This is a genomic window from Clostridium sp. DFI.1.208 (assembly GCF_024463855.1).
Taxonomy (GTDB): domain Bacteria; phylum Bacillota_I; class Bacilli_A; order Erysipelotrichales; family Erysipelotrichaceae; genus Clostridium_AQ.
In genome coordinates, this window is the sequence record NZ_JANGCA010000014.1 from 57,139 (window position 1) to 83,176 (window position 26,038).

26 protein-coding genes are annotated in these 26,038 nt (G+C 42.4%); 24 read left to right on the plus strand and 2 right to left on the minus strand.

The features are described 5' to 3' along the window. Positions 1–93 precede the first annotated feature (93 nt). The 16 genes from NE665_RS09295 (at position 94) to ispE (ending at position 14,985) form a co-directional block, all read left to right on the plus strand. Entirely contained in the window at positions 94–522 is a 429-nt protein-coding gene (locus NE665_RS09295) for a LytTR family DNA-binding domain-containing protein (protein WP_117441898.1), read from the plus strand. Positions 523–526: 4 nt separating this feature from the next. After that, the gene (locus NE665_RS09300; protein ID WP_117441897.1) at positions 527–997 is read left to right on the plus strand and encodes a DUF3021 family protein; all 471 of its coding nucleotides are present in this window, start codon (positions 527–529) and stop codon (positions 995–997) included. Further along, entirely contained in the window at positions 997–1,836 is an 840-nt protein-coding gene (locus NE665_RS09305; protein ID WP_233104696.1) for an ABC transporter ATP-binding protein, read from the plus strand. The genes NE665_RS09300 and NE665_RS09305 overlap by 1 nt, the downstream gene beginning before the upstream one ends. Position 1,837: 1 nt before the next feature. Then, a complete protein-coding gene (locus NE665_RS09310; RefSeq protein WP_178759909.1) occupies positions 1,838–2,539 on the plus strand; it encodes an ABC transporter permease in 702 nt (233 codons plus the stop codon). 222 nt (positions 2,540–2,761) lie between these two features. Further along, on the plus strand, positions 2,762–3,637 hold the full coding sequence (locus NE665_RS09315) for a YitT family protein (protein ID WP_117441894.1): 876 nt from the start codon (positions 2,762–2,764) through the stop codon (positions 3,635–3,637). A gap of 45 nt (positions 3,638–3,682) precedes the next feature. Next, a complete protein-coding gene (locus tag NE665_RS09320) occupies positions 3,683–4,480 on the plus strand; it encodes a histidinol-phosphatase (protein ID WP_117441893.1) in 798 nt (265 codons plus the stop codon). Position 4,481: 1 nt separating this feature from the next. Then, positions 4,482–5,237: a nitroreductase family protein gene (locus tag NE665_RS09325; RefSeq protein WP_117441892.1), complete on the plus strand. Its 756-nt coding sequence runs from the start codon at positions 4,482–4,484 to the stop codon at positions 5,235–5,237. A gap of 582 nt (positions 5,238–5,819) precedes the next feature. Then, entirely contained in the window at positions 5,820–7,178 is a 1,359-nt protein-coding gene (locus NE665_RS09330) for an FtsX-like permease family protein (protein ID WP_117441891.1), read from the plus strand. Between the two features lie 11 nt (positions 7,179–7,189). Next, positions 7,190–7,957 (plus strand): ABC transporter ATP-binding protein, encoded by a 768-nt coding sequence (locus NE665_RS09335; RefSeq protein WP_117441890.1) that lies wholly within the window; start codon positions 7,190–7,192, stop codon positions 7,955–7,957. A 666-nt stretch (positions 7,958–8,623) separates the two neighbouring features. Next, a complete protein-coding gene (locus NE665_RS09340) occupies positions 8,624–9,022 on the plus strand; it encodes a hypothetical protein (RefSeq protein ID WP_117441889.1) in 399 nt (132 codons plus the stop codon). Between the two features lie 233 nt (positions 9,023–9,255). Then, positions 9,256–10,845 carry an ATP-binding cassette domain-containing protein gene (locus NE665_RS09345; protein ID WP_117441888.1) on the plus strand — a complete coding sequence of 530 codons (1,590 nt, stop codon included), beginning with the start codon at positions 9,256–9,258 and terminating at the stop codon, positions 10,843–10,845. Between the two features lie 375 nt (positions 10,846–11,220). Continuing rightward, complete coding sequence (locus NE665_RS09350) at positions 11,221–12,039, plus strand: 3D domain-containing protein (RefSeq protein WP_117441887.1); 819 nt, start codon at positions 11,221–11,223, stop codon at positions 12,037–12,039. A 117-nt stretch (positions 12,040–12,156) separates the two neighbouring features. Continuing rightward, entirely contained in the window at positions 12,157–12,702 is a 546-nt protein-coding gene (gene rnmV / locus NE665_RS09355; protein ID WP_117441886.1) for a ribonuclease M5, read from the plus strand. Next, on the plus strand, positions 12,695–13,285 hold the full coding sequence (locus NE665_RS09360; RefSeq protein ID WP_117441885.1) for a DUF2812 domain-containing protein: 591 nt from the start codon (positions 12,695–12,697) through the stop codon (positions 13,283–13,285). Before rnmV ends, NE665_RS09360 begins: the two co-directional genes overlap by 8 nt. Before the next feature lie 13 nt (positions 13,286–13,298). After that, positions 13,299–14,174, plus strand: coding sequence for a 16S rRNA (adenine(1518)-N(6)/adenine(1519)-N(6))-dimethyltransferase RsmA (gene rsmA, locus NE665_RS09365; RefSeq protein WP_117441884.1), 876 nt, complete (start codon positions 13,299–13,301; stop codon positions 14,172–14,174). Further along, positions 14,146–14,985: a 4-(cytidine 5'-diphospho)-2-C-methyl-D-erythritol kinase gene (gene ispE / locus NE665_RS09370; RefSeq protein WP_117441883.1), complete on the plus strand. Its 840-nt coding sequence runs from the start codon at positions 14,146–14,148 to the stop codon at positions 14,983–14,985. The genes rsmA and ispE overlap by 29 nt, the downstream gene beginning before the upstream one ends. A gap of 430 nt (positions 14,986–15,415) precedes the next feature. Here ispE and NE665_RS09375 read toward each other — a convergent pair whose 3' ends face one another. Then, a complete protein-coding gene (locus NE665_RS09375) occupies positions 15,416–16,246 on the minus strand; it encodes a glycosyltransferase (RefSeq protein ID WP_117441882.1) in 831 nt (276 codons plus the stop codon). A 153-nt stretch (positions 16,247–16,399) separates the two neighbouring features. Here NE665_RS09375 and NE665_RS09380 point away from each other — a divergent pair, with 153 nt between their 5' ends. Together NE665_RS09380 and NE665_RS09385 are read left to right on the plus strand one after the other, a co-directional pair. Next, positions 16,400–17,089, plus strand: a complete 690-nt coding sequence (locus NE665_RS09380; protein ID WP_117441881.1) for a response regulator transcription factor — start codon at positions 16,400–16,402, stop codon at positions 17,087–17,089. Then, positions 17,082–18,425, plus strand: coding sequence for a HAMP domain-containing sensor histidine kinase (locus NE665_RS09385; RefSeq protein ID WP_118654507.1), 1,344 nt, complete (start codon positions 17,082–17,084; stop codon positions 18,423–18,425). The genes NE665_RS09380 and NE665_RS09385 overlap by 8 nt, the downstream gene beginning before the upstream one ends. Positions 18,426–18,633: 208 nt before the next feature. Here NE665_RS09385 and NE665_RS09390 read toward each other — a convergent pair whose 3' ends face one another. Next, complete coding sequence (locus NE665_RS09390) at positions 18,634–19,410, minus strand: HAD family hydrolase (RefSeq protein ID WP_117441879.1); 777 nt, start codon at positions 19,408–19,410, stop codon at positions 18,634–18,636. A 279-nt stretch (positions 19,411–19,689) separates the two neighbouring features. Between NE665_RS09390 and glmU the strand changes: the two genes are divergently transcribed. The 6 genes from glmU to NE665_RS09420 all read left to right on the plus strand — a co-directional run bounded on the left by glmU (position 19,690) and on the right by NE665_RS09420 (position 25,909). Continuing rightward, positions 19,690–21,045, plus strand: a complete 1,356-nt coding sequence (gene glmU, locus NE665_RS09395) for a bifunctional UDP-N-acetylglucosamine diphosphorylase/glucosamine-1-phosphate N-acetyltransferase GlmU (protein WP_117441878.1) — start codon at positions 19,690–19,692, stop codon at positions 21,043–21,045. Between the two features lie 23 nt (positions 21,046–21,068). Then, positions 21,069–22,022, plus strand: a complete 954-nt coding sequence (locus NE665_RS09400) for a ribose-phosphate pyrophosphokinase (protein ID WP_002606808.1) — start codon at positions 21,069–21,071, stop codon at positions 22,020–22,022. A 22-nt stretch (positions 22,023–22,044) separates the two neighbouring features. After that, positions 22,045–22,401 (plus strand): DUF1622 domain-containing protein, encoded by a 357-nt coding sequence (locus tag NE665_RS09405; protein ID WP_117441877.1) that lies wholly within the window; start codon positions 22,045–22,047, stop codon positions 22,399–22,401. Between the two features lie 172 nt (positions 22,402–22,573). Then, entirely contained in the window at positions 22,574–23,968 is a 1,395-nt protein-coding gene (locus NE665_RS09410; RefSeq protein ID WP_117441876.1) for a PTS transporter subunit EIIC, read from the plus strand. A gap of 20 nt (positions 23,969–23,988) precedes the next feature. Beyond that, positions 23,989–25,023, plus strand: coding sequence for an ADP-ribosylglycohydrolase family protein (locus tag NE665_RS09415; RefSeq protein WP_117441875.1), 1,035 nt, complete (start codon positions 23,989–23,991; stop codon positions 25,021–25,023). 169 nt (positions 25,024–25,192) lie between these two features. Then, positions 25,193–25,909, plus strand: coding sequence for a GntR family transcriptional regulator (locus NE665_RS09420; RefSeq protein WP_117441874.1), 717 nt, complete (start codon positions 25,193–25,195; stop codon positions 25,907–25,909). Positions 25,910–26,038 lie beyond the last annotated feature (129 nt).

The following is a 26,038-nucleotide window of genomic DNA, read 5'->3' on the forward strand; positions in this document are numbered from 1 at the left end:
TTCTTGCAGGTGAGTTACAGATTCCTGCAACTTGGTTCAAAACTATGGCTTTTATGCAGATGTGCCAATATAATAAGGACAGGAGGATACGGTATGAAAATCATTGAGGGCAAGGATTCACAACAGCTGGATGTCCGTATACGGTTTGATTCAGAAGAGGAAAAGCAGAAAGCATTCCGCTTACTGGCAGCGATGCATCAGAAGCTGATCGGATATCAGAGAGATAAAGAATATCTGCTGTGTGTGGAGGATGTATGCTTTATCGCATCCGTGGACAAGTGCACGATTGTATACACTGCACAGGGCTGCTATGAATCACCGCTGTGGCTCTATCAGATTGAGGAACAGCTGAATGATGATTTCATCCGAATCAATAAAGCGACAATTATCAATATTACACACATAACAAGCATGCGTACGGATTTGGGATCCAGAATCAAGGTGTATCTTGATAACGGATATCAACACATGGTCACAAGAACCTATGGGAAGGCATTCAAGCAGAAGCTGAAAGGGGAATAGCGGTATGTATAAAAATCTAGTTAAATTTTTCAGTCATGTAACAGCCTCTTTTTTTATAGCGGTGAGCGTCATAACGATTTCCGGAATGCTGCTTGGGGATGTGATTGTGGGAGAATCCAGCTTTTATGTACATGGCGGAGTTTCCTTCACTGCGATTTTGCAGCTGCTGGCACTTACTGTCATACTTGCGTTTTGCAATTTGATTCTTGATCAGCCTCGTATACTTCCCGATCTGCGCCTGACTTATAAAATCATACTGCGAATCGCAATTTGTATGGCATTCATGCTGCCCTTCATATATGTATGTCGCTGGTTTCCAGTGAATGATCATGAGGCATGGATCGGCTTCGTTCTTTGTTTTTTGATCAGCTTTATGGCAGCGACATCACTCAGTGTATACGCCACGCATAGGAAGGACAAAGAATATCAAAAGCTGCTGGATGCATATAAGGCAAAAAAGGAGAGAGAAAAATAATGATACTGGAAGCAGAGCATATACAAAAGAAATTTAAAGAGAAAGAGGTTCTCAGGGATATCAGCTTTTCAATTTCCAAGCCGGAAATTTTCGGTTTGCTGGGACCATCGGGTTCCGGGAAAACAACCCTGATTCGTATTTTGATCGGTCTGCTGAAAAAGGATGGTGGAAGCTCTAGTGTTTTTGGATATGATTGTGAGAAGCTCAGGGATGAAGCGTATGCGCAAATTGGCATGATGCTGGATGAAACTGGTCTGTATGACCGACTTTCCTGTGTGGATAATCTGGATATTTATCGAAGATTGTATCAGCTTCCTGTAGATGTTATCGAGCCTGCACTACGCCGTGTTTCCCTGTATGAAAGTGCACAAACACCGGTAAACAAGCTCTCTAAGGGGATGAAGCAGCGGCTCGCCTTTGCAAGGGCTTTGCTTCATCAGCCGAAGCTTCTGTTTCTAGATGAGCCAACGTCCGGTCTTGACCCTGCCACAACAGCGAATATACATGAGCTGCTGTTTGAATTAAGGGAAAAGGGGGTCACAATATTTCTGACTACTCACGATATGGAGGAAGCTACACGGCTTTGTGATCGCGTGGCTTTGTTAAATGAAGGCTGCATCATAGAATGTGATACACCGGAAGCAATTTGCTGCAAATATAATACGAGCAATCAGGTCAGAATTCTGACAACAAAGGGAACCGGTATAATACGGGATTTAAAGCAGGATATGGATCAAATAGTCAAACTGATTCAAGCCGGACAGGTGAAAACAATTCATTCCATGGAGCCGACCTTGGAATCGGTATTCATTGAGCTTACAGGAAAGGAGCTGGTCTGATATGAAGCTGTATCATGTATATGCCATCCTTCGTAAACAACTGAAGGATACGCTGCGTAATAAGCCTACGCTTGTACAGTTTGTTATGTTTCCGGCGATTGCAGCCGTTTTGACACTGTCTGCCGGGGAATTCCAGCTGCCGCAGAGATATTTTGTAAATTTGTTTGCTGTCATGTATGTATGCATGGCACCTATTCTCATCCTATCCGCAGTCATCAGTGAGGAAAAGGAGAAGGGCTCTTTACGTATGCTGATGATGTCCAATGTGAAGCCAATGGAATATCTGCTGGGCATTGGAGTGTATGTGTTTGTATTATGTATGGCAGGTGTGCTGTTTATGGGATTGCTGGGGAAATTTTCCATGCAGGAGCTGATGATGTTTCTGCTGCTGAATGCCTGTGGAATCCTGATTTCTTCCATCATTGGTGCATTGATTGGCGTGGTGAGTGATAATCAAACCGCTGCCAGTGGTCTGTCCGTTCCTGCTATGCTGATCACTTCCTTTATTCCTATGCTGTCAATGTTTAATGCCTCCATACGGAATGTGGGAAAATTTCTATATTCTCAACAAATTTATGAGCAGATCAACAACGGCGCTACGATCGTTCTATCTGCGCAGTCATTTGCTGTTGTGCTTGTAAATTTTGCGGCTGTTCTGATACTATATGTATATATGTATCGGAAAAAGCAGCTGCTTGCCTGAAAGGGCAGTTTCTCAACAGACTTTACCATTTCAAAGCTTACAAAAAGATACAACTTCTTTATAAGCGTTGTATATGAATGCAGCAGGTATCCGACACATACCTGTTTTTTTGTATAGCCATGTAAAAAGTTCACAGAATAGAGAAGAGTTTTTATCCTCTGCGTAAAAAGAGTGCGAAAAAAATGCTATAATGAAAGAGCATGAAAGAGAGAAGGGATACTTATGAAATTAAGCAATAAAGAATTGGTGCAGGATACGTTATGGATTCTTGCGGGTAATATTGCTCTGGCCATGGGGGTTGCCTGGTTTATCTTGCCCAATGATGTACTGACAGGAGGTCTGGCAGGTGTAGCGATCGCACTGGAGCCACTGATTCATTTGAATCCTGAGCTGGTTATCAATGTATTGACTGTTGTACTGTTTCTTGCAGGCTCGCTTGTTCTGGGGAAAAAGTTTGCGGCAAAAACCATTCTGAGTACAATCTGTTATCCACTGCTGCTTACCCTGCTGTCCTACCTGGCAAAACATGTAATTGCCCCGGATACCTTTATCATGGATAAATACTTAGCCACCATTTACGGCGGCGCATTGATGGGGATTGGTGTCGGGTGTGTATTTCGTACAGGAGCAAGCACAGGTGGTATGGATATACCGCCACTGATTATCAATAAGTATACCCATATACCACTGCCGACACTTGTATTGGTTGTGGATGCTCTTACTGTACTGCTAGGTGCTGCTGTATATGGTTTGCAGGCTGCGTTGACAGGGATACTGTCTGTCTGGGTAAGCAGCTACATGATCAACAAAACCATGATGATAGGCGGACACGACGCACGTAATGTGATGATCGTATCCAATAAGCATAAGGAAATCATGGATCGAATTCATGAGGTATTGGAGCGTGGGACAACGATTCTGGAAGCGACCGGAGGATATTCTTCTGAAAAACGACCGGTCATAATGGCAGTCGTAACCAAAAAGCAGCTGCCGGAGCTGGAGCATCTTGTATCGCATATCGATCCGGAGGCATTTGTTATCGTGATGGAAGCGAATGAGGTACAGGGACTTGGGTTCACCTATGAGGAAGAGCTATAGCTTTCCTTATATATAATAGAAAGCTTATGGAAGGAGGCTGATGAAATGCAGAATTTCAATTATCACAGTCATACAGAGCGCTGCGGACATGCTGTAGGCAGTGATGAAGCGTATGTAAAGGAAGCGATAAGAAACGGATATCGCTATATGGGCTTTAGTGACCATGCGCCGTATCGCAATGGCGATGCACCGGGAGAGCGTATGCGGGTGGAAGAGCTTTTCGATTATATTCACAGTGTCAGAGAGCTTCAGCATGCCTATCAGGATCAAATCGAAATCCGTCTGGGGATGGAAATCGAATATTTTGAGGAACAGCTGGAAGAGCTTATGCAATATAAGAAAGAGATGGACTACCTCATTCTCGGTCAGCATGGACCTGCGTTGTATGCGCCTGAGTTTTATGATAATCATAGGGATGCGGATGTACTGCACTATGCTTCCTTGATTGAAAAAGCCTGTGAGAAGGGATTACCGGACATCATTGCACATCCCGATCTGTTTATGTTCGGAAAGGAAGTCTGGACAGAGGCCTGTAGTGAGGCTGCCCATAGAATTTGTGCTAGTGCGCAAAAGCACGGGGTTATTCTGGAGGTCAATCTGAACGGACTGCGCTATGGTAAACGCAAGCTGGGCGAGGAATTTCGGTATACCTATCCATATCGCAGCTTCTGGGAAATTGCCTGCACCTATGATGTGGATATTGTGTATGGTCTGGATGCACATGCACCTCAAAAGTATGCCGATCAGGATTGTTATGCTATTGTGAATCAGGAAATTCTATATGATCTGCCGTTGAAATTTCGTCATGAGCTGCGGTTTGAAGCCAGGAATAGGGGGAACTGAGATGTTGAAGGAAGCGATGTACAAAAGACATTCCCGAAGAAGCTATCTGCGAGAGAAATTGCGGGATGAGGATGCAGCCTTTCTGAAGGAACGCATTCATATGTATAACCAGAAGCACGGATTGCATATGAAGCTGGTATGTGGACACCCGGAAATCTTTAAGGGATTTCGCAATAGCTATGGAATGTTCCACAATGTTGAGAATTTCATTATGATGATGGGCAATTCCCGTGATGTATACATGCAGGAGAAGCTGGGATATTTCGGTGAACGGCTGATTCTGGAGGCGGTAGCGCGCAATCTGGGAACCTGCTGGGTTGGCGGAACCTTTGCAAAAGCTGCTTTGAAGCCCTATGTAAAGGAAGGGGAGAAGCTGTACTGCGTGATTGCGATCGGCTATACCGCACATAAAAAAACCTTAAAGGAACAGCTAATTTCGCATGCATCACGGCGCAGAGGGAAAACCGTAGAGGAAATGTCAGATATTACAGCGCACAGTCCGGATTGGATGAAAAATGGAATGGAGGCAGTGCAGCTGGCACCCTCAGCTCTGTTTAAACAGCCGGTGCGTTTCCGTCAGGAACAGAATCGTGTTTATGCTGAGGTTGCCCATACGGATTCCTTTGAAATGGTGGATTTGGGAATCGCCATGCTGCACTTTGAAATCGGTGCACAAGAAGGTACGTGGACATGGGGAAATCCTGCTGTCTATGAGAAAAAACAAACCGATGAAAATTCGGTGGCTTATTCGTCTTAGGAATCAGGTATAATATACGAAAAATGAGAACAATGAAATTTTATTATAAGTATGAAAAGGAAGATGAGGCAGTCTTAGGCTTATCATCTTCCCTTTTTTTATCCAAATTCGACTCCTCCCTACTGTTAGACATTTATCATAACAGTAAAATTTTTATTCGGCACCTTTATCTTTCTAACCGCTTATTCATTTATAGGGATTGTATAAGAATCAAAACCCGAAGCTTTATATTGCTTACAGAAAAATGCATGTAGCGAAGTACAGCCTGACTCTATAGGATGAGGAACCGCCATTTTTGAAGCCGCTGCATCAAAGCTGAAAGTGAGAACTCTTGCTGTTTTTATAGCAAGTTGTATGGTATGAAAGATGACTATTTCATATCCTTTAACCGGTATTCAGCGGTTGTTGTCAAAGCTTGTCATATAAATTCCATGCCTGCAGAATTTTGTAAATCATGTTGCTGCAGCATGAAAGAAAATAGAGAAAAGAGTATGATATCATCCTCATTGCACCTTGCAAAGCAAACTTTTCTGTGTTAACGTTTACAATGGCTAGATGTTAAAAAACTATGGAGGAGAGTATATGGAATTACTTCGTTTTTCTTATACGAATCTTAGGCGAAAGCCTGCAGATGCGTTCTTTTTCGCATTCTCGATGTTCTCCGCTTCTCTGGTAATCACGATGTTTTTCGCAATCATCGCGAATCCCTATTACGGAAGTGAGTCCTTACAGGATGCCTCTGCAATGTCTCAGGGCGGGATGTCTCTTGTTGCAGCATTTGATGGAGGTATCGGTTCGGGAATCTTTACGATGATGCTGTCTTTGTTTATGATTTTCATATGCATCATGACGGTCTTTTTTTCAAACAAATTCTTTTTGATGTCAAAAACACATGATATTGGTGTAATGATGATCAGCGGCAGCAGTATTATCCGTATTGCTAAATTTCTTATTGTACAGAACTTCATGATAATGGCAGCTGCGGCTCCGATTGGAGCACTTGCCGGCTGCTGTGTGTTTCCGCTGGTGAATCATGTAATCTATCTCTCAATGCATATTCAGGCACCTGTATTTGTCTTTTCTTCCGCAGCACTTGGATACTGTATCACCACCCTATTGATTGTATCCGTGTGGCTGGTCATTGTTGATGCTGGCTTTGTTTACCGCATGGATTCCATGAATGAGCTGCTGCGTGCCAGACAATCGATGAACCCGATTGGAAAGCAGAAGCAGGGCTTCATGAAAATCGTATATCTGTGTGTATATGCACTGACCATATATCTGCTTTTTTCGATTGACTATCATTATATGAATGCAATTTTTCTGATATATTTGGGTCTAGCCATCGTATTTGGTGCGGGAAATGTATTTCGTTATATCTTACCGGATGTATTGAGCTGGCTGAAAAAACGGCTGTTTCAGGAAAATCGCCATTATCTTATCTCTTTGGGAAATTTGCGCTACAGTATGGTCAACGGAAATCTTCTGGTAACGATTATTCTACTATCCACAGCAGTGTTATTTCTGTATCTCTGCAAATTTTATAATGATACAGCAACCTTTATGGTTGTTATGATTGCCTTTCTTGTATCGATGCTTCAAATTAGTATTTGTCTGGTTTATAAGCTTTCAGCCGATGGGTTGAGTAAGCGTCAGGTTTTTCGGAATATGATAGCGATCGGATATTTGAAAACGGATATCCGCAAGATTATCCGACAGGAAATCATTGGCTTTTACGGCTTCATACTGCTGCTATCTCTGCCGTCTTTACTGGTTATTACATCGTTGTTTGCGGCAGGCGGGGATGTGGCATGGAGCTTTGTACTACAGCTGCACGGCTTGTATATCGGATTCCTGCTGCTTGCCGCAGTAGTGATGTATCACATTTATGGAAAACTGATCTTTCGTCAGGATATGATGGAAGCGTATGTGGAAGAATAGGAGAACAGAGCATGCATACTATATTGGAAGCTAAGAATATAACGAAGATTTATAATCGTCATACAAAAAATGAATTTGAAGCACTGCGCGGTATTTCACTGGAAGTACATGAGGGAGATTTTATATGTATCATGGGTCCCAGCGGTTCCGGCAAGTCAACACTGATCAATAACCTTTCCACTATCGATATGCCGACAAAGGGAAAGGTGAAAATCAATGGAGTGGATGTCTACAGTATGCTGGAATCTCAAACGGGGAAATTCCGGTATGAAAATCTCGGATTTATCTTTCAGTCCTTTAATTTGATGGATACTCTGACGCTAAGGGAAAATATCGCATTGCCTCTTACCTTGTCAAATATGTCGAAAGAGGAAATCGGAAAACGTGTGCAGCAAACTGCAGAGAGGCTGGAGCTTGTGGACGTACTGGATAAATATCCGGTGGAATGCTCCGGAGGACAGTGTCAGCGATGTGCAGTCGCTAGAGCTCTAATTAACAATCCCAAGCTGATTGTGGCAGATGAGCCAACCGGAAGTCTAGATTCCAAAAACTCACATACACTGCTTACAATCCTAAAGGAGCTGAATGAACAGGAGAAGGTTACAATTCTTATGGTGACGCATGATGCCATGATAGCGAGCTATTCCCGTCGGCTGCTGTATCTGCGGGATGGCTGTATCGAAGAGGATCTGGAGCGTGCGGATATGGACCAGAAAGAATACTTCTATAAAATTGTTCAAATCAACAGTAAGGAATCTATGGAGCTGCTGTTTTCATAAGTATCTGTTTATGAATAAAGGAAAAGACTTTTATGTATAAAATAAAGATTTTATAAAGATGAAGTCAACGGATTTTGCGATTTTACCAAAATAGCAGCAGTAAATTCATCACCCTATAGGTGATAGGAGTTTGCTGCTGCTTTATCTTTGGAATTTATATATTTGTGATATTAGATGATAGAATCATTCATAAAGTACAAACTATTCCCATGCCTGAATCTAGAATGGATTCCTGTAAAACGTCTTGAAAGCTTGGGGCATATCATTTTAGATTTAATAGCGTATGGCTGTTCATATGTTTTAGATAGGCAGTTACCGGGTTGCATCGTAAGGAATTTATGCAATAGGAACGCTAAAGTTCATCTACCGTTAACCCTTTCCTTTTTCCAATGAACACCATCTTCCATAATGAGGATGTATGTTCTTCTTTCCTTACATTTAAGAGGACTAGCTATTTTTGGCATACCAAAACAATTTGACTATCTACCATTTAACTTTAAATTGACATGTATTATGAGCTATGTTAAGTTATAACTAAAGAGGTGAAGTATCATGAAATCACATTTTAAAGGTTATGATGAGTTGGACTTGGGACTATGAGAAGCGAACTATTTTCTTGTCCTGTTTCATGCTATTTACTGATTGGCCAAAAAGGAGGAATAATTTATGAAAAAGATTCATAATCTTATAGTTCTTCTCATCCCCTTTCTTAGCTTTGCTATTATTTGGTTAAATTATCAATTTTTTGATATATCTGCTGGAGCTAGTACATGGAATATATACTTAACATATTGGGCGTGTGCATATATAATATATTATTTGTGTCTATTATATTTACTTCTTTTAAGAAATAGCTTTCAGATTCTTCCACTCTTCATTGGTCTTGTTGAATTTCTACTACCTGCTGTAAGCATATACTTTGATGATTTATGGTTTGTCATGTTTTTGAGTAATTTAGGCTCAAATTCAGTAATGTGTATTTCCTTACTTATTGTTTACCTCGTTATATTATATGAAAAACATCCAATAAAGAAGTGGATAAGGAAAAAAGGCATAAATGAATAAAATTGAATCAAACATAATATATTTTGATAATTATATACATGTAGTATGTGTAAATGAAAAAGGGCTGTGACAGCTAGAATGATAAAATAGTTAGGTTGCAGTCCTTTCTCATTTCGTATTAGAATGAAAAAAGACTCTCATATATATAAGGAAGTGATATTCCCATATGTTTTCTGCACATTTTACTGTTTGTATGATATAATGCATAATTGTTGACACCTGGAGGTAGAAAAATGATAGAAACACAAAATATCAGTGTACGTTTTGGATCACGAACACTGTATGATAATGTAAACTTAAAATTCACAGATGGTAACTGTTATGGTCTGATCGGTGCAAATGGTGCAGGAAAATCCACCTTTCTGAAGGTACTTAGCGGTGAGCTGAAGCCGGATACCGGCTCTGTCATCATCAAGCCGAATGAAACGGTATTTACACTGAAGCAGGATCACTTTGCATTTGATGAGTACACGGTACTGGAAACGGTATTGATGGGAAATACAAAGCTGTATGAGGTAAAGCGGGAAAAGGATGAAATTTACTGCAAGGAGGATTTCAGTGAAGCAGACGGTATCCGTGCCGGTGAGCTGGAAGCAGCCTTTGCGGATATGGATGGCTGGAATGCGGAAAGTAATGCGGCAACGCTGTTAAACGGTCTGGGAATCCCGGTGGACCTGCATGATCTATTTATGAAAGAGCTGTCCGGTAGCGATAAGGTGAAGGTGCTGCTGGCACAGGCGTTGTTTGGAAAGCCGAATACGCTGCTGCTGGATGAGCCTACCAACCATCTGGATATCAAGGCATGCTCCTGGCTGGAGCATTTCCTGATGAATTATGAAAATACGGTAATCGTGGTCAGCCATGACCGTCACTTTTTAAATAAGGTGTGTACACATATCGCCGATGTGGATTATGGTAAGATTAAGCTCTTTGCAGGAAATTATGATTTCTGGTATGAATCCAGCCAGCTGATCAGCCGTCAGCTGAAGGATGCCAACAGCAAAAAGGAAGAGAAAATCAAAGAGCTGGAGGACTTTATCGCCCGCTTCTCTGCCAATGCTTCCAAATCCAGACAGGCAACATCGCGAAAGAAAATTCTGGATAAGATAACGCTGGATGATCTGCAGCCTTCTACTCGAAAATATCCGTTTATTGAATTTAAACCGGAGCGGGAGAGTGGTCGTTCTATATTGTATATTGAGGATGTAGAGAAACAGGTCGAAGATTGCAGACTGTCAAATATCTCCTTTAACATGATGAAGGGGGATAAGGTGGCGCTGATTGGCGATCCACTGAAAACCACGCTGCTGTTAAAGCTGATTGCACAAGAGCTGACACCGGATGCCGGAAGCATTCAGCTGGGGCAGACCATCAAGGTTTCTTATATACCGGACGATAACAGTGCTTATTTTGAAGGTACGCAGAGTATCTGTGAGTGGCTGAGCCAGTATACGGATATCGACGATATGTCCTTTATCCGCGGTTTCCTTGGAAGAATGCTGTTTAGCGGAGAAGAACCGCTGAAGCCTGTCAATGTGTTGTCCGGTGGAGAGAAGGCGCGCTGCATGTTGTCCAAGACGATGCTGGAGGCAGGGAATCTGTTGTTGATGGATGATCCAATCAACCATCTGGATTTGGAATCCATTCAGACATTGAATAATGCTCTGATAAAATATCCGGGAGAACTGATTTTTGTAAGTCATGACCATCAGTTCATTCAGACAATCGCAAATCGTATCATTGAAATCAGAGATGACGGTATCATTGACCGTCGAACAACCTATGATGACTATCTGGAAAAGGAATACGGAATCGAAGAATAGAAATAAAATTGCCCGGAAATCGGGCTTTTTTTCATGTTTTCTTCACAAGTGGAAGAAACCGTGCGAAAAAGCGATAAACAGGGGAGCGACAGCGGTTTCAGAAAACTGAAACAAATGAAAAAACAAATATCACTTGTGAAATTTAAAATAATAATCACAAATATATTTTCACATAAAAATCAGATTTCTGACATAGTATAGTTCATAGATACCTTTATTTAAAGGGTCTGGCATAAATACCTCTACAAAATCATATGTATAAAATACAATGTAGAGGGGAAAATAAACATAAATGCATGTTAAAAAATAAAAATATTGGACAAGTCAAAAAAAGTATGCTAGACTAGTGTCTGTTTCGTAAAAGGAGGAACATCAATGAAATCAAAACGAATAAAATTCGCTTTATTCATCTGTGTTTTCGCTTTATATGGATGTGCTTCCAGTGCTTCTGTAACGCAGAAGTCACTGAACACTGTGAATAACAAACATACGGTATCTCAGGATACCCTTCATACAAACAGCCTGATTCAGACAAAGGATACCAGCATGGCTGCCATGGCTTTTCATGCCTATGGTCCTATGCAAAAGGGTGGCTCTATGTTTCGCAGCATGAGGGATGAGCATGGTGTGCTGCTAATGAAATCTAATGTCGAGGGCTATGCGAAAAAAATGAAAGATAAGGTTGTAAAGGAACGAAAACGTCAAGTACAGCTGGAGAAAAAAAGAAAAGAGCAGGAACGGCTGAAAAAGATGGAAAAGGAATCTTCACAGGCATTTAGTCCGAAAATCACAACCTATGGCGTTGACTGCTATGGGTGTGGTGGTGAAAGCGGCCGCGGCGGTACTTCCTTAGGGGTGGCGCTGGATTTAAACCTTGGTGTTCAGATGCCGGATGGTTCCTGGCAGCCGGGCATTCGGTATGGTAATTACTATATCGTTGCTGCAGATCCAAGCATTCCGCTTTGCTCGATTCTGAAAATCAGTGATCACGGTCTGAGCGGAAGTGGTATTACGCCGGATCAGCCCTATTATGCCATCGTACTGGATCGTGGCGGGGCTATTCAGGGAAATCATATCGACCTGTATATCGGCAGTGAGAACTCCGGTGCTATCGTACCGGTGAAAAACACGCAGGCAAAGGCGCAGATCATCCGTGAGGGTGGTAAAAACGGAGCCAGAAGCTGTGCATTATAATCATCAGGACATGGAAGCTGTATTTCTATGTCCTTTTGCTTTTACATAAAGCTAAGCTGGTATTCACTGTATTTAACATGATATAATTATGGTACTATAGTAATAGAGGAAAGGCTGATGCTTGTGAAGATGAAAGAAATCCTTGTGGTTGAGGGAAAAAACGACACAAATGTACTGAAAAGCTTTCTGGACTGTGATACCATAGAAACAAACGGTACGCATTTGGGGAAAGAAATCCTGCGGCAGATCAGACTTGCTCAGAAAACACGCGGTGTGATCATATTCACAGATCCGGATTTTCCAGGTGAAAAAATACGTTCCAGCATCAATGCGGCAATACCCGGCTGTAAAAATGCCTTTATTGATAAGGCAAAGGCGAAAACAAGCAAAAAGGTTGGTGTGGAGCATGCCTGCAAGGAAGATATTCTGGAGGCATTAACACATTTGATGACCTTTGATGAACATTTGCAGGATACATTGAGCTATGAGGATTACCTCGATCTGGGATTAAACGGCAGAGAGGATAGTGCCGGGAAAAGAGCGCAGATTGCCCGCTCCCTGCATCTGGGAAAGCCGAATGCCAAAACACTCTTCAAACGGCTGAATATGCTGCAGCTGCATAAAACAGATGTGGAAAAGCTGCTTGGACAGGCGTATGAATGAGCTAGTTAAGGTAACGTTTGCCCTGCGTCCCAAGGAACAGCTGGAAAGCTGGGTGTCTGAAATCCTGCAGGAGGGATGGGAATTGTCTTCCTTTCGCTATGTCATGCTTGGCTCTTTGATGAATTTTCGTTTTGTTGAGGGAGCAAAGCGGCATGTGCGGGTATGCTTCTACGATGTGAAGTACGATGCTGATGAGAGTATCTTTCTGGCGGAGGGATGGAACGTCCTTTGCCGAAACGGTCTAAGCGTCATTTTCTATCATGAAAATCTTGATCAGCCTCTGCCGCTTCTGGATATGAAGCTGTATACGAAGCGTAGAATCTTCAAAATGACATGCAATTTACTCTATTTGTTTTCTTTGCTGTATTGTGTGCGTGTGGAGGAGGAGGCATTGCGGAAGCCGCTTCTTTTCGTCTTTACACTTCTTTTGTTCGCACTGCCGCTACTGTTTGATATCAAAAGCACGACAAAATACAGTAATCTGATTCGGATTATAAAAAACCTGTTGTATGCAGTGCTTTTAACAGGTATTGTATATATGCTGATAGAATTGCTGGTATCCACCTTCTATCTGCTGTTTTAGAAAGGATAAGCTTATGAAGAAACCCATTGCGACACCTTCCAGAACAAAGGAAATTCTGGAAACACATGGAATGTTTGCGAAGAAAAATTACGGACAGAATTTTCTGATTGAATCTGGTATTGTTGATAAAATTGCACGACATGCCGTTCTGTCGGATCACTGCGTGGTATTTGAAATAGGGCCCGGTATCGGTGCATTGACACAGTATCTGTGTGAGTATGCAAAAAAGGTCGTATCCTTTGAAATCGATGAGCGGCTCCCTGCTGTTCTGGCAGATACGCTGCAGGAATATGAAAATTTTGAGCTTGTTATGCGTGATTTTCTGGAAATCGATTTGAATGAATGGTGCAGAACGTACAGGGAAGAGGGCTATGATGTTGTCATTGCTGCCAATCTGCCATACTATATCACAACACCGATTCTATTTAAAATCTTTGAATCCAAAGCGGATGTTGCGGCAATCACCGTCATGATGCAAAAGGAGGTCGCAGACCGCTTTGCCGCTGAAGTAAATACCAAGGATTATAATGCGTTGAGCATTATCACACAGTATCGCTGTGAGGTAGCTCCAGTGATGAAGGTTCCGAAAAATGTTTTCCTGCCAAAGCCAAATGTGGACAGTGCTGTCTTGCAGTTCCGCTTTAAGGATACACCGCAGGATATTGAGGAGGAAAGCTTTTTTCCACTGGTCAAGGCATGCTTTCGCCAGAGGAGAAAGACCATACTGAACAACTACGGGGAATATTGTCAGGATAAGCAGCAGGCTCGTGCAGAGCTTGAAAAAAGCGGTATAGACTGTACAAGACGGGCAGAAAGCGTCACCCTTGCGGAATTTATCAAATTATATGAGGTACATAGAAATGAAAGTAAAAGCACATGCGAAAATTAACATCTGCCTGAATGTCGTGTGCAGGCGTGAAGACGGGTATCATGAGCTGGAAATGATTATGGTTCCTCTCATGCTTCATGATGAGCTTACCATAACACTGTCCTATGAGGATTGCTATACATGCAGTGATGCGCAGCTGCGAATGGATGAAACAAATACAATCGTTAAGGCTGTAGAGCTGATGCGAAAGACCTTTTCTCTATCGGAATGCTTTCATGTGCATGTGGAGAAGCATATTCCCGCACAGGCAGGACTTGCCGGAGGAAGTGCAGATGCCGCTGCTGTTATGCGTGGAATCCGTGATTTGCTGAAGCTGGATATATCACTGGAAGATCTGGCACAGCTGGGGAAGCAGGTTGGTGCAGATGTACCATTCTGTATCATGGAAACCTGTGCATTGGTAAAGGGGATTGGCGAAAGGATAACACCATTTGCCATGCCCTGCGATTTTCATATCCTACTTGTGAAGCCAGCGATGGGCGTACCTACCGGCAAAGCCTTTTCTATGCTTGATTTTGAGCAATGCGATCACCCGGACTGTAACGAGGTCATTCATATATTACAGCAGGGAGACCTTGCACAGCTTTCAAGTGTCATATCCAATTCTCTGGAATACAGTGCATTTCAGCTGGTTCCGGAAATTGCGGACATCAAAAGCCAACTGCAGAGTATGGGCTTTGAAGCAGTGCTGATGAGTGGCAGTGGCAGTACGGTATTTGCGATAACAAGGAATGAAGAGTTGTTGCTACAGGCAGAGAAGCAGTTTCATAAGGAAAGATATTTCGTATGCTGCACAGCCGTAAAGCAGTAAATGGTGCTTTAGAATATAACCCGACAGGAAGTAACTTTCTTTTGTGCTTGCCTGATAATGGAATATGATATGCTTTCGATATATAAACGACACAGAAATACCGGTATTGGTATGCCTGTGTCGTTTTTATTAAATAACACTTTTGAAGCAGTGGCATGCTTTCGATACTTTCGATTTCTGTACGGAATAGCAGTGCTTCATATTTTCAGGATAAGTCTTGTTATCGCTATCTGGGAAACTTTCCTGATGCTGTTCGTATAATGGGAAGAATCATATGCTTCCTGCTTATCTGACGTATATTACTCATAAAATCCTGTGCAGAGAATGCAAGGCTATTATTTCTGCGACAGGATGTTATAATGTATTTTATTGGTTTTTTGTATTGATCCTTTATAAAAGTAGAGATACCCTTATTATGTAATTCATATGATTACAGCTTTGATATATCCGGCTTTTGAAGGGGATGATTGGGCAGGGTGCTTTCTCTGATATCTGACAGAAGCAGCTGTTCATGGCGAAAGAAATAGGGGTGATGCCTTAAGCGGGTAATCAGAAACAGCAGGCTCAATAAAACCGATATGTATAGCATTGCAGCATATGGCAGGTCCAGAAAAGTCATAAATATAAGAAAGCAGGGAACACCGCTAAGTAATAAAAAGACGGTCAGTCCAATATAGGTAAGGACACGGTTTCCATATGTTATCATAAGAGAATACAGCCGATCCTGCCAGGTGATCAGACTGCGCTCCAGCTCTGTATAAGGGAGCCATACAGTACCGGTATCATCCTGTAGCAGTATTTTGCGAAATGCAGAGATATCCCCTGTCTGTAAAGCCTCGCTGACATATTCCCTGCGCAGGAGCTTGAAAAAGGGCTGCCTTCGCATATGTCTGTTACCGGTGATAAGGTCACCGCCGCAGCATTGTGCCCTCCCATAGAGGGATTGATACAGCTCCGGTATGAGATAGGCGGGATGACGGGTATCGGTGAGCATTAGGAGGTCACCATCTGACAGCTGTGCTCCCAGAAATATAGCAGCCACCGGCGTAACACGACGATTCAACGATACGTAATGGCATGCATAGTCCTGCTGTGACAGCAACCGCAGTATGCTTGTGCTTCCATCCCTTGACGCGTTATCAATAAAAAGAATTTCATAGCTAACCGGCAGCTTCTTTAATTCTCGCAGAACATCTGTATACACCCTGCGTAATGTATGTGCATGATTATGACAGGGTATAATGACACTGATCTTATCCACACCATCACTCCTTCTACAATCATTATGGCATACTATTGTGATAAATCCAGTTTTGAAATCTTAAAAAGTCTTAACGCTGATTTAATGAACATTAGGTAGTAGGAGCCTGTATTTTGATATATAATGAAAGAGATAAGAAATGAGGTGTGGACGATGGGCAGCAAAATTCTCATTGTAGATGATAATCAGGAAATCCGTGAGGTAGTTACCGTCCTTTTGGAAAATGAAGGCTATGAGGTAGAGGAAGCAGAGGATGGAGAAATAGCGATTGCCAAGGCAAAGGATATGGACTTGATAATTTTGGATGTCATGATGCCGAAAATGGATGGGTTTAAGGCATGCCGCCAAATTCGTGAGGTCAGCAATGCGCCGATTCTGTTTTTGACTGCTAAAACCCTGGATCAGGACAAGGCACTCGGCTTCTCCAGCGGCGGAGATGATTATCTGGCAAAACCGTTTTCCTATAATGAACTGATTGCCCGTGTGAAAGCACTTCTGCGAAGATACTGTATTTACAAGGGGAAAGAGGAACCGCAGGAAGGTGATCAGATCATTATGCACGATCTGGTCATCAGCCGGGATAGTAATCAGGTAAGAAAAAAGGAGGAAGCGGTAAACCTGACAGAAATGGAATATCAGATTTTGTTATTGCTGGCAGAGCATCCAAAAAAGATTTTCTCCAATCAGGAGCTGTACGAAGCAATCTGGAAGGGGCCGTATATGTACTCCGCAAACAATACCATCATGGTACATATTCGGAATCTGCGCAAAAAGCTGGGAGTCGATCCACAGAATCCCATGTATATAAAAACCGTCTGGGGAAAGGGGTACCGTTTTGATTAACAAAAAAAGCCCTGTCGGAACAAGAAAAAAACACATCTCCAAGCTCAGTCTGAAATTTATCGGCATCGTTGTACTGGCGGCAGTCGTGTCCGCATCGCTGTTTGGCTTTTTGTTCTTTAACCGGTATCGCATATTTCATCTTGCTGTCGGTGAAAAGGCAGTGCAGAAGGAAACTAGCGAACAGATTCAGACCCTGCAGAATACAATAACGAAAAAGGAAATCTCAAAGAAAAATCGGAAAGCTATCAAACGGGAAATGCGAAAATACAAGGATTTAACGCTGTATCTGTACGATGAGGAGGATACGCTGAGTGAAACGTCATTCAGTGCTATGGAGGATCAGGCATATGTTGGTACCATGTCCTTCTGGCTGAATCTATATGAGCCGGACGATCAGGAATATACGCTGAAATTTCATGATGGAGAAGCCTATCTTGTTGTCTATTCCTTTATCGGTCTTTCGTTTATGATACGCTTTCTCGTTGTGGCGGCAGTAGTATCCATTCTGCTTTTTTTCTTGCTGATAATGCAGTTTGTGCATCGTAAAATGAAATATGTCCTCAGTATCGAAGAGGAAATGCAGCTCATCGAAGCCGGAGAATTTCATCATACGATTATATACAAGGGAAATGATGAATTGACAGATTTAGCACGGCAGCTGAATCATCTGCGCAACGCATTGTATGACAATATGCTGAAGGAGGAGGAGGCGCGCAATGCCAATCAGGAGCTGGTTACAGCCATGTCCCATGATCTTCGTACACCCCTGACCTCTCTTCTTGGCTATCTGGATATTCTTCAAATGAAAATCTATAAGAGTGATGATGCAAGGGATGACTATATTCGCAAAAGCCGGCAGAAGGCAGAACAAATCAAGGATATGTCTGACAAGCTGTTCAACCACTTTCTTGTGTTTTCCCGTGACGAAGAGCTGCAGCTGCATCCAATCGAGGAGCAGGCTGTATTGAATATGCTTGCGTTTTATTGTGAGGAGCTGCGTGAGCAGAAATTCGAGGTTTTGACGAAGTTTGAAAAAGGAAGCTGGAGAATCATGGGGGAGGAGGCAATGCTGCAGAGGGTGTTTGATAATGTGTTTTCCAATATCCGAAAATATGGGGAAAAGCATATCGTGACTGTTTCTTTGCAGGTAGAGAAGGGAAATGTGCTGATTCGATTGAAGAATCGAAAGAAAAAGGATGCATCTCGAGAAGAGAGCACCCAGATTGGACTGAAAAGTGTCAATAAAATCATGAAGGGAATGAATGGCAGCTTTTTATATGAAAATGATGATACGGAATTTGTTGTAGAGCTGTTCTTCCCTTGTCGACAGGATTAAGCAGAGTAACCGAAATTGTGCTTATTATCAAAAAAGAAGTGGTTCTGATTCCCTGCTGGAGCATTCAACGAACTGTTGTTGTCTGTCCAATACAATCATAGCTTCTTCTTTTTATCATGCTGCGTTAAACTTGTGCAATGTTGTTTATCAAAATTCAAGGTGTTAAGCTGAAACAGCTTTGATACTACAACTGCTTCGATTTCAGGTCCTACATATCAATCAGCTTCAGCTGCAGCAATGCATGATATATGCCATCCTCTGCTACATCTTTTGTAATAAAATTAGCAGAGCGCTTTGCTTCCTCATGGGCATTTCCCATAGCGACTCCGATTCGTGCGTGCTGCAGCATTTCCACATCGTTTAGACTATCACCAAATGCAAGATAGTCCTGCATCTGAAAATGATCAAGAACATAGCGGATTCCAATCGCCTTGCTGAAGCCCTTCAGCACAACATCTGCATAGGTTGACTGCCCGATTAAAACATCAACACTGTGGATTGCCGTATATTCTTCATAGGTATAACCCATAGGACCATAGGCAATCATCATAATGACATCACTGCCATCGTATGCTTCCACCTCCGGTATGGATTCCTTAAAAAATTCTGCAGAGGTGATCACGTATTCATTTGGCTCGCGGGTAAGGATCTGCTTCCTTCCCATAATTAGCAGCGGAGATTCCTGCTGTTCAGCGGCCTGAATGCAGGCCTCGACACTTTCTCTTGGAATCGGTGTCATATGCAGAAGCTTTTTTTCATGGTCATAAATAGCCTGTCCGTTGTTGCAGAGAAAAATGTCCCAATCAACCAGCTCATCAAAGTGTCCGTCTGTTACGGATTGCAGAGAGCGTCCTGTAGAAATGCATAAAATATGTCCGGCTTTTTTCAGTCGTTGCAATGCTGCTGCGGTGGATGCAGGAACAATATGTGTGGTACTATCCACCAAAGTACCATCTATATCAAAAAACAGAATCTGTCTGTTCATAAGGTAGCCTCCTATCAACACGGTTATGATAGCACAACTATTGCCATATTGTAATCATTTCCGCTATATTTCATCATTCCTGTTCATCTGAACCCGGTTTTGCATTATGTAGGAGCATGCAGAATTATGCTGCTTCTTCCATTCTGCGTTATGACCGTAAACTTTTTCCTAAATTCACGGTGAAACCTTACAATTCATCCATAAAACGTATAGGAAATAGGCACTTAGCCTTTTTTTTACTGTCACTTTTTGATAAAATAGTAACGGAGGTATGTTTTTATGAAATCTGCTATTGTTTTAGCTGCCGGAAAAGGCACAAGAATGAAGTCAGCTTTGAACAAAGTGATGCATCCCGTCTTAAACAAGCCGATGATCGGACACATTATTGCTGCCCTGAAAGCAAGCGGTGTGGAACGCATCGTTGTTGTGGTTGGACATGGTGCTGAAAGTGTAAAGGAATATCTGCAGGATTCTGTAGAGTATGCGATTCAACAGCCTCAGTTAGGAACCGGACACGCCGTCATGCAGGCAAGTGTTCTGGAAGGTCTGGATGGAGATACCATCGTTATTAACGGAGATGGACCCTGCATTCAGAAGGAGACGATTCAAAAAGCATTTGAAAGCAACCGAGATACTGCATGTACCGTGCTGACAAGTGTGCTGCCGGATGGAGAACGCTACGGCAGAATTATTCGGAATGCACAGGGCATGGTAGAGAAGATTGTTGAAGCAAAGGATTGCAGTGAAGAAGAGTTACAAGTAAAAGAGATCAACACCGGAATTTTCTGTTTCAATAACAAGGCACTGTTTGAAGGTCTGAAGGAAATCACCAACAGCAATGCACAGCAGGAATACTATCTGACGGATCTTGTGGAAATTTTTAATAAAAAAGGTCTGCGTGTCAATGCTATGATTGTGGACGATCCTGAGGAAACCATGGGTGTCAATGACCGTGTGGATCTTGCGAAAGCAAATGCATGGATGAAGCGCCATGTGAATGAAGCACACATGCGTGCAGGGGTAACGATCATTGATCCGGATAACACGTACATTGATGTGGATGCTGTGATCGGTGAGGATACGGTCATTTATCCCAACGTGCACATTCAGGGGAAAACTGTCATTGGGAAGAATGCAACGATTTTACCGAACTCGTTCCTGCGGAATGCTGTAATTGGGGATGATGTATCGATTGACAGCAGCAAGATCGTTGAAAGCAGTGTAGGAAACCGTTCCACGGTGGGGCCGATGTCTCATTTAAGAAACAATACAGAAATCTGCGAAGACTGCCGTATTGGAAACTTTGTGGAATTTAAAAACTCTCACTTTGGTGATGGCTCCAAATGCGCCCACCTGACATATATCGGAGATTCTGACTTTGGTAAGAAAATCAATGTCGGCTGCGGTGTGGTTACAGTTAATTATGACGGTAAGCACAAATTCCGCACTACGGTACATGACGGCGCCTTTATTGGAAGTAATTGTAATCTGATTGCGCCTGTGACCATCGGTGAGAATGCTCTGCTTGCGGCAGGCTCTACGATCACGGATTCTGTAGAAGACGGAGATATGGGAATTGCCAGAGCACGACAGTCCATTAAAAAGGGATTCGGAACAACTTACAAGAACAAATAGGAAAGGAACAGGATTGTAGAACAATGGAAAACAAAACAGTAGTTTTTGCGTTAACTTCAAGCGTTGAGCTAGCAAATGAAATCGTGGGAGAATTAGGGATACCTTTGGGTCAGTGTGATGTTAAGCACTTCTCCGACGGGGAAATCATGGTAGAATTAGGGGAGTCCGTGCGCGGGAAAAACGTTTACATCGTTCAATCCACATGTGCACCTGTCTCCAGCAACATCATGGAGGTACTGATTGCCATTGATGCCTGCAAACGTGCCAGTGCCGGTCATATTTCTGTCGTTATGCCGTATTTCGGATATGCACGTCAGGACCGCAAGGCAAAACCGAGACAGCCGATCACTTCCAAACTGGTTGCAGATCTGCTGGAGCGGGCAGGGGCAAACCGTGTCATTACCATGGAGCTGCATGCAACGCAGATCCAGGGCTTCTTCGACATTCCTGCAGATGACATCTCTGCCATCTGTATCATCGGTCAATATTTCAAGAGCTTGAATCTGAAAGATGTTGTGGTTGTATCACCGGACCATGGCGGAACTACTCGTGCGAGAAGACTTGCGGAAATTCTTCACGCTCCATTAGCAATCATTGATAAACGTCGTCCAAAACCAAACGTGGCAGAGGCTATGAACATCATTGGGGATGTAAATGGCAAAATTGCTATCGTGGTAGACGATATTGTGGATACTGCAGGTACGCTGACTGCCGGTATCCAGATGCTGTATGACAAAGGCGCTACTGCTGTATATGCATCCTGTGTACACGGTGTTCTATCCGGACCGGCCATCGATCGCTTGAAGGCTGCGAATCTGGAAGAGTTCGTATGTACCAATACGATTCCGCAGGATGATAAGGCTGCATTGTATCCACAGATGAAGGTATTGTCTGTAGGACCTGTTCTAGGACAGGTCATCAAGGCTGTGGAAGAAAGCAGACCAGTCAGCGAAATCGTTGCGAAATACGCAGAGTAAGCCTACATAGAAAGGAAACTATATGCTGGAACATTTCATAGAATCCATGCTGCCGGAGATTGTATCTATTTTGGAAATCATCGGTATCGTTGTGATAACCATCGGATCACTGAAGGCGTTTTATCACTATATCAAAGCGCTGTTCACCCATAAACATTATCCGATCCGTATCGAACTGGCGAATGCTCTGGCATTAGGTTTGGAATTTAAAATGGGTGCCGAAATACTGAAGACGGTACTCGTCAGAAGCTTTTCGGAAATCTATATTCTGGGAGCCATCATTTTGTTGCGTGCACTTCTGTCCTTGATGATACATTTTGAAATCAAGACGGAGAAGGAACACGGATCAGCCAGTGAGGCTTCACCGAATAATTATTAAAGGAGCAGTACAATATCTATTAACGGATATTGTACTGTTTTTTTATACCGCTTACATTTTTTAAATTCATGCTTTACAACTTTTCATTCATCTGCTATTATGAATATAAGGACAAGACGTTATAACGTCTTACTGAGTGATGGTGATTCAGTAGAATGGAAGGAGTGAATTTATGGAATCATCTGAAGTATTGGCAGCAAGACTGCTGGAGCTTATGGGGGGGAAAGAGAATATTATCTCTGTTACGCATTGCGCAACAAGATTACGTCCGCAATTAAAGGATAGAAGTCTAGTTGACGCTGATGCTATAGAACATCTTGATGGTGTTACAGGCTTGGTCAATAAGGATTCCGGGTTGCAGATTATTATCGGTATGAATGTAGGGGATATTTATAAAGCTTTTATGAAGGTGTGGGATTCAGAACACTTAGAGCGGGATGATTTGGTAGAAAAGGCAGAAGCAGGTCCGAAAAAGCATGAATGGCTTAATGAATTCATTGCTTTAGTAGTCAGTATATTCTCGCCATTGCTTCCTTTGCTAGCCGGATCAGGTTTATTAAGAGGGTTTACCATATTGGCGAACGAACTAGGATGGCTGTCAACGAGCAGTACAACAAATTTAATACTGACATTGACTGCAACCTCTGTTTTCTACTTTCTTCCGCTATTAACGGCGATGACTGCAGCAAAGCGGTTTCAAACGAGCCCGTATATCGCTGTGGCTGTCATGGGGGCACTTATTATGCCTGATTTCTTGGCATTGGTACAGGGAGATGGAGGCAATGGTGTTGATTTTCTTGGTATCTCGATTCCAGTATTTAATTATACCAGTCAGATTATTCCTGCAATTATCATGACCTGGCTACAGTCACAAATGGAACATTTTATGATTAAGAAAATTCCTAATAGTCTGCATATGATTATCATTCCAACCGTACTGCTGATGGTTCTGGTGCCGATAACTGCTGGCGTGATAGGACCTATTGGAAATTATATCAGTATCGGAGTTGCACAGGCAGTTACCTGGCTGGCGAACATCAATCAGGTTATCACTGGTGCTGTTATCGGCGGAATTTGGAATATCCTCATCATGTTTGGAGTGCACTGGGCACCGAATACCATGGTTATAATCCCTGATATCGCAAAGAACGGATGCTCTCCATTCATCGCATATGGTGCGAATGCTAACTTTGGAATGGCTGGTGCTGCATTTGCCATATTTCTTCGTTCAAAAAATAAAAAGCTGAAAAACTTTTCACTGACTGCAATTACATCCGTTATGCTATCCGGTATTGTTGAGCCGGCTATTTACGGGCTTGGAGTAAAATTCAAAACACCGCTAATCGCAGGCTGCCTGGGGGCAGCACTTGGTGGTGCGTTCATGGGACTATTTCATGTTGTTGGTAATGCTTTCGTATTTGGAGGGCTTACCACGATTCCGGCATTTGCAGGAACTACTCTATGGGCATATATAGTCGGTTTGGCTATATCCTTTATCGGTGGTATGGTACTGACATTCGTATTTGGGGTTAAGGACCCCGAGGCACAGATGACTGCGAAAAAATAAAAGAAAAGAGGAAAAAATCAATGGAATTGAGTAAGAAAATAGAAGGTATTTTAGGGTTGTCAGCGATTGGTGATGCAATGGGAGCTACCACTGAGAATCTAACCTTCGGGCAGATTCGTGAGATGTTCAATGCTCCTGTGACAACATTTCAAAAGCCGGGTAAAACTGCCTTTGCTTTAGGAAATGAGGCAGGTGAGATTACAGATGATTTCTCACAAATTTATATGTTATCAAAAGCAATTTTGAGCAATAAAGGGAGAATAACAAAGGATATCGTGATAAAAGCAATACTGGAATGGTCCGATATTCCTAAATATTTCAATCGTTTCGCAGGGCCTACAACCAGAAGTGCAATTGAAATGTATAAAAACCCCGGTATGGAAATGAAGCCGCTTCCTGGTGCTGTAGCTGTAGATTATGCGTCTAAGGCAACAAATGGAGCAGCAATGAAAATTGCGCCGGCAGGAATTCTACATCCGGGAAATTTGGAAGCTGCTATTGATGATGCTATTGTCATAGCACAGGTAACGCATGATAATTCTCTTGCCATTTCCGGTGCTTGCGCTATCGCTGCAGCAACGAGTGCATCACTTGCAGAAAAAGCTACTATTGAAGAGGCGATAAGTGCCGGCGTTTATGGTGCAATACGTGGAGAAACAAAAGCAAAAAGTGTTTCCAGAGTAGTCGCGGGAGCAAGCGTTGTAGAGCGTATAAAGTTAGCGCTACAGATAGCTGAGGGAGTTGGTAGTAAAGAAGATAAACTGCTGAAATTATCACAGATAGTCGGTAGTGGTCTTCATATTTCAGAAGCAGTACCTTGTGCTTTTGGTATTGCAGCCTTAAATAAAGACAGCGCCTTACAGGCTGTCATTGATGCTGTAAACATCGGGTATGATACGGATACGATTGCTACGATTGTCGGGACGATGGTAGGAGCTTTTGTAAATTTTGAGGATGAGAACTTCCTTGCTTTATATGATAAGGTGCAAAAAGCAAATGATATAAATCTTATTACACTGGCCAGTGAACTTGCTACAGCTGCAAAAGTAGAATAATATTTATAATACGCAGGAATGGTATGTAACCATTCCTTTTCCTTTTTCTATTCAAAATTATGTCGGTAGGATTCCAATGAATTCCTTGAAAAGTATTTACATTAAATAGGCATTCATTTATAATGAAATTTAAAAGGAAGTATGTTACGGCTATATGAGGTGAAGAAAAATGCGAACAAATAGTATAAAATATCTTTCAATTTATGAAGATCTGAAAGAAGAAATCATAAATGGTACATATCCGATCGGTGGACTGTTTCCAGCAGAACCAGAGCTGCAGACCCTTTTTGGCGTAAGTAGGATAACTGTTCGACATGCTGTTCAGCTCCTTGTTGATGAAGGATACCTGCAGCGAATTCACGGCGTAGGAACTGTGGTCGTTAGTCAGAAGGAATCCTTGCAGCTGCAGAATCTTCTTAGCTTTTCTGAGGAATATAAGGGAGCCGGTGTTCATTCAGATATTGTTTCATTTGATGAAAGAATATCTGCTTCATCTCTGGTATGTTCTAAATTAAATCTTTCTAAGGGGTCAGAGGTAAGCTGTCATGAACGCTTGCGTTGGAGTGATAACAGTCCAATTGGCTTCCAGCGTGTGTACTGCCCACTTCATTTAGCATTAACAAGGGATGAACTGATAAGACCTAATGTATCTTTATATCAGCTGTTTAAAGAAAAGGGCTACAGTGTGAAGAATGCCAATGAAACAATAGAATCGGTGATTGCTGATAAAAAAATTGCAGATTATCTGCACGTAAAAGAGGGCAGCCCACTGCTGTTTGTACAGCGTGTCACGAAGGATCAACGTGATCGGATCATAGAATATGCTGAATTTTATTATAGAGGGGATCGATATCGATATAGTGTGCAGCTCCATGTTCCAGATTGATATGGATGAGGGTAAGGTATAAAACGGCATATAAATCTGCTGGTATTTATCCATTATGTGTTATGAAGGAGAATCATGTAAATCCGATTGGATTTCTTTGATTCTTTTTTATTTGTTAGTCTGTAATTA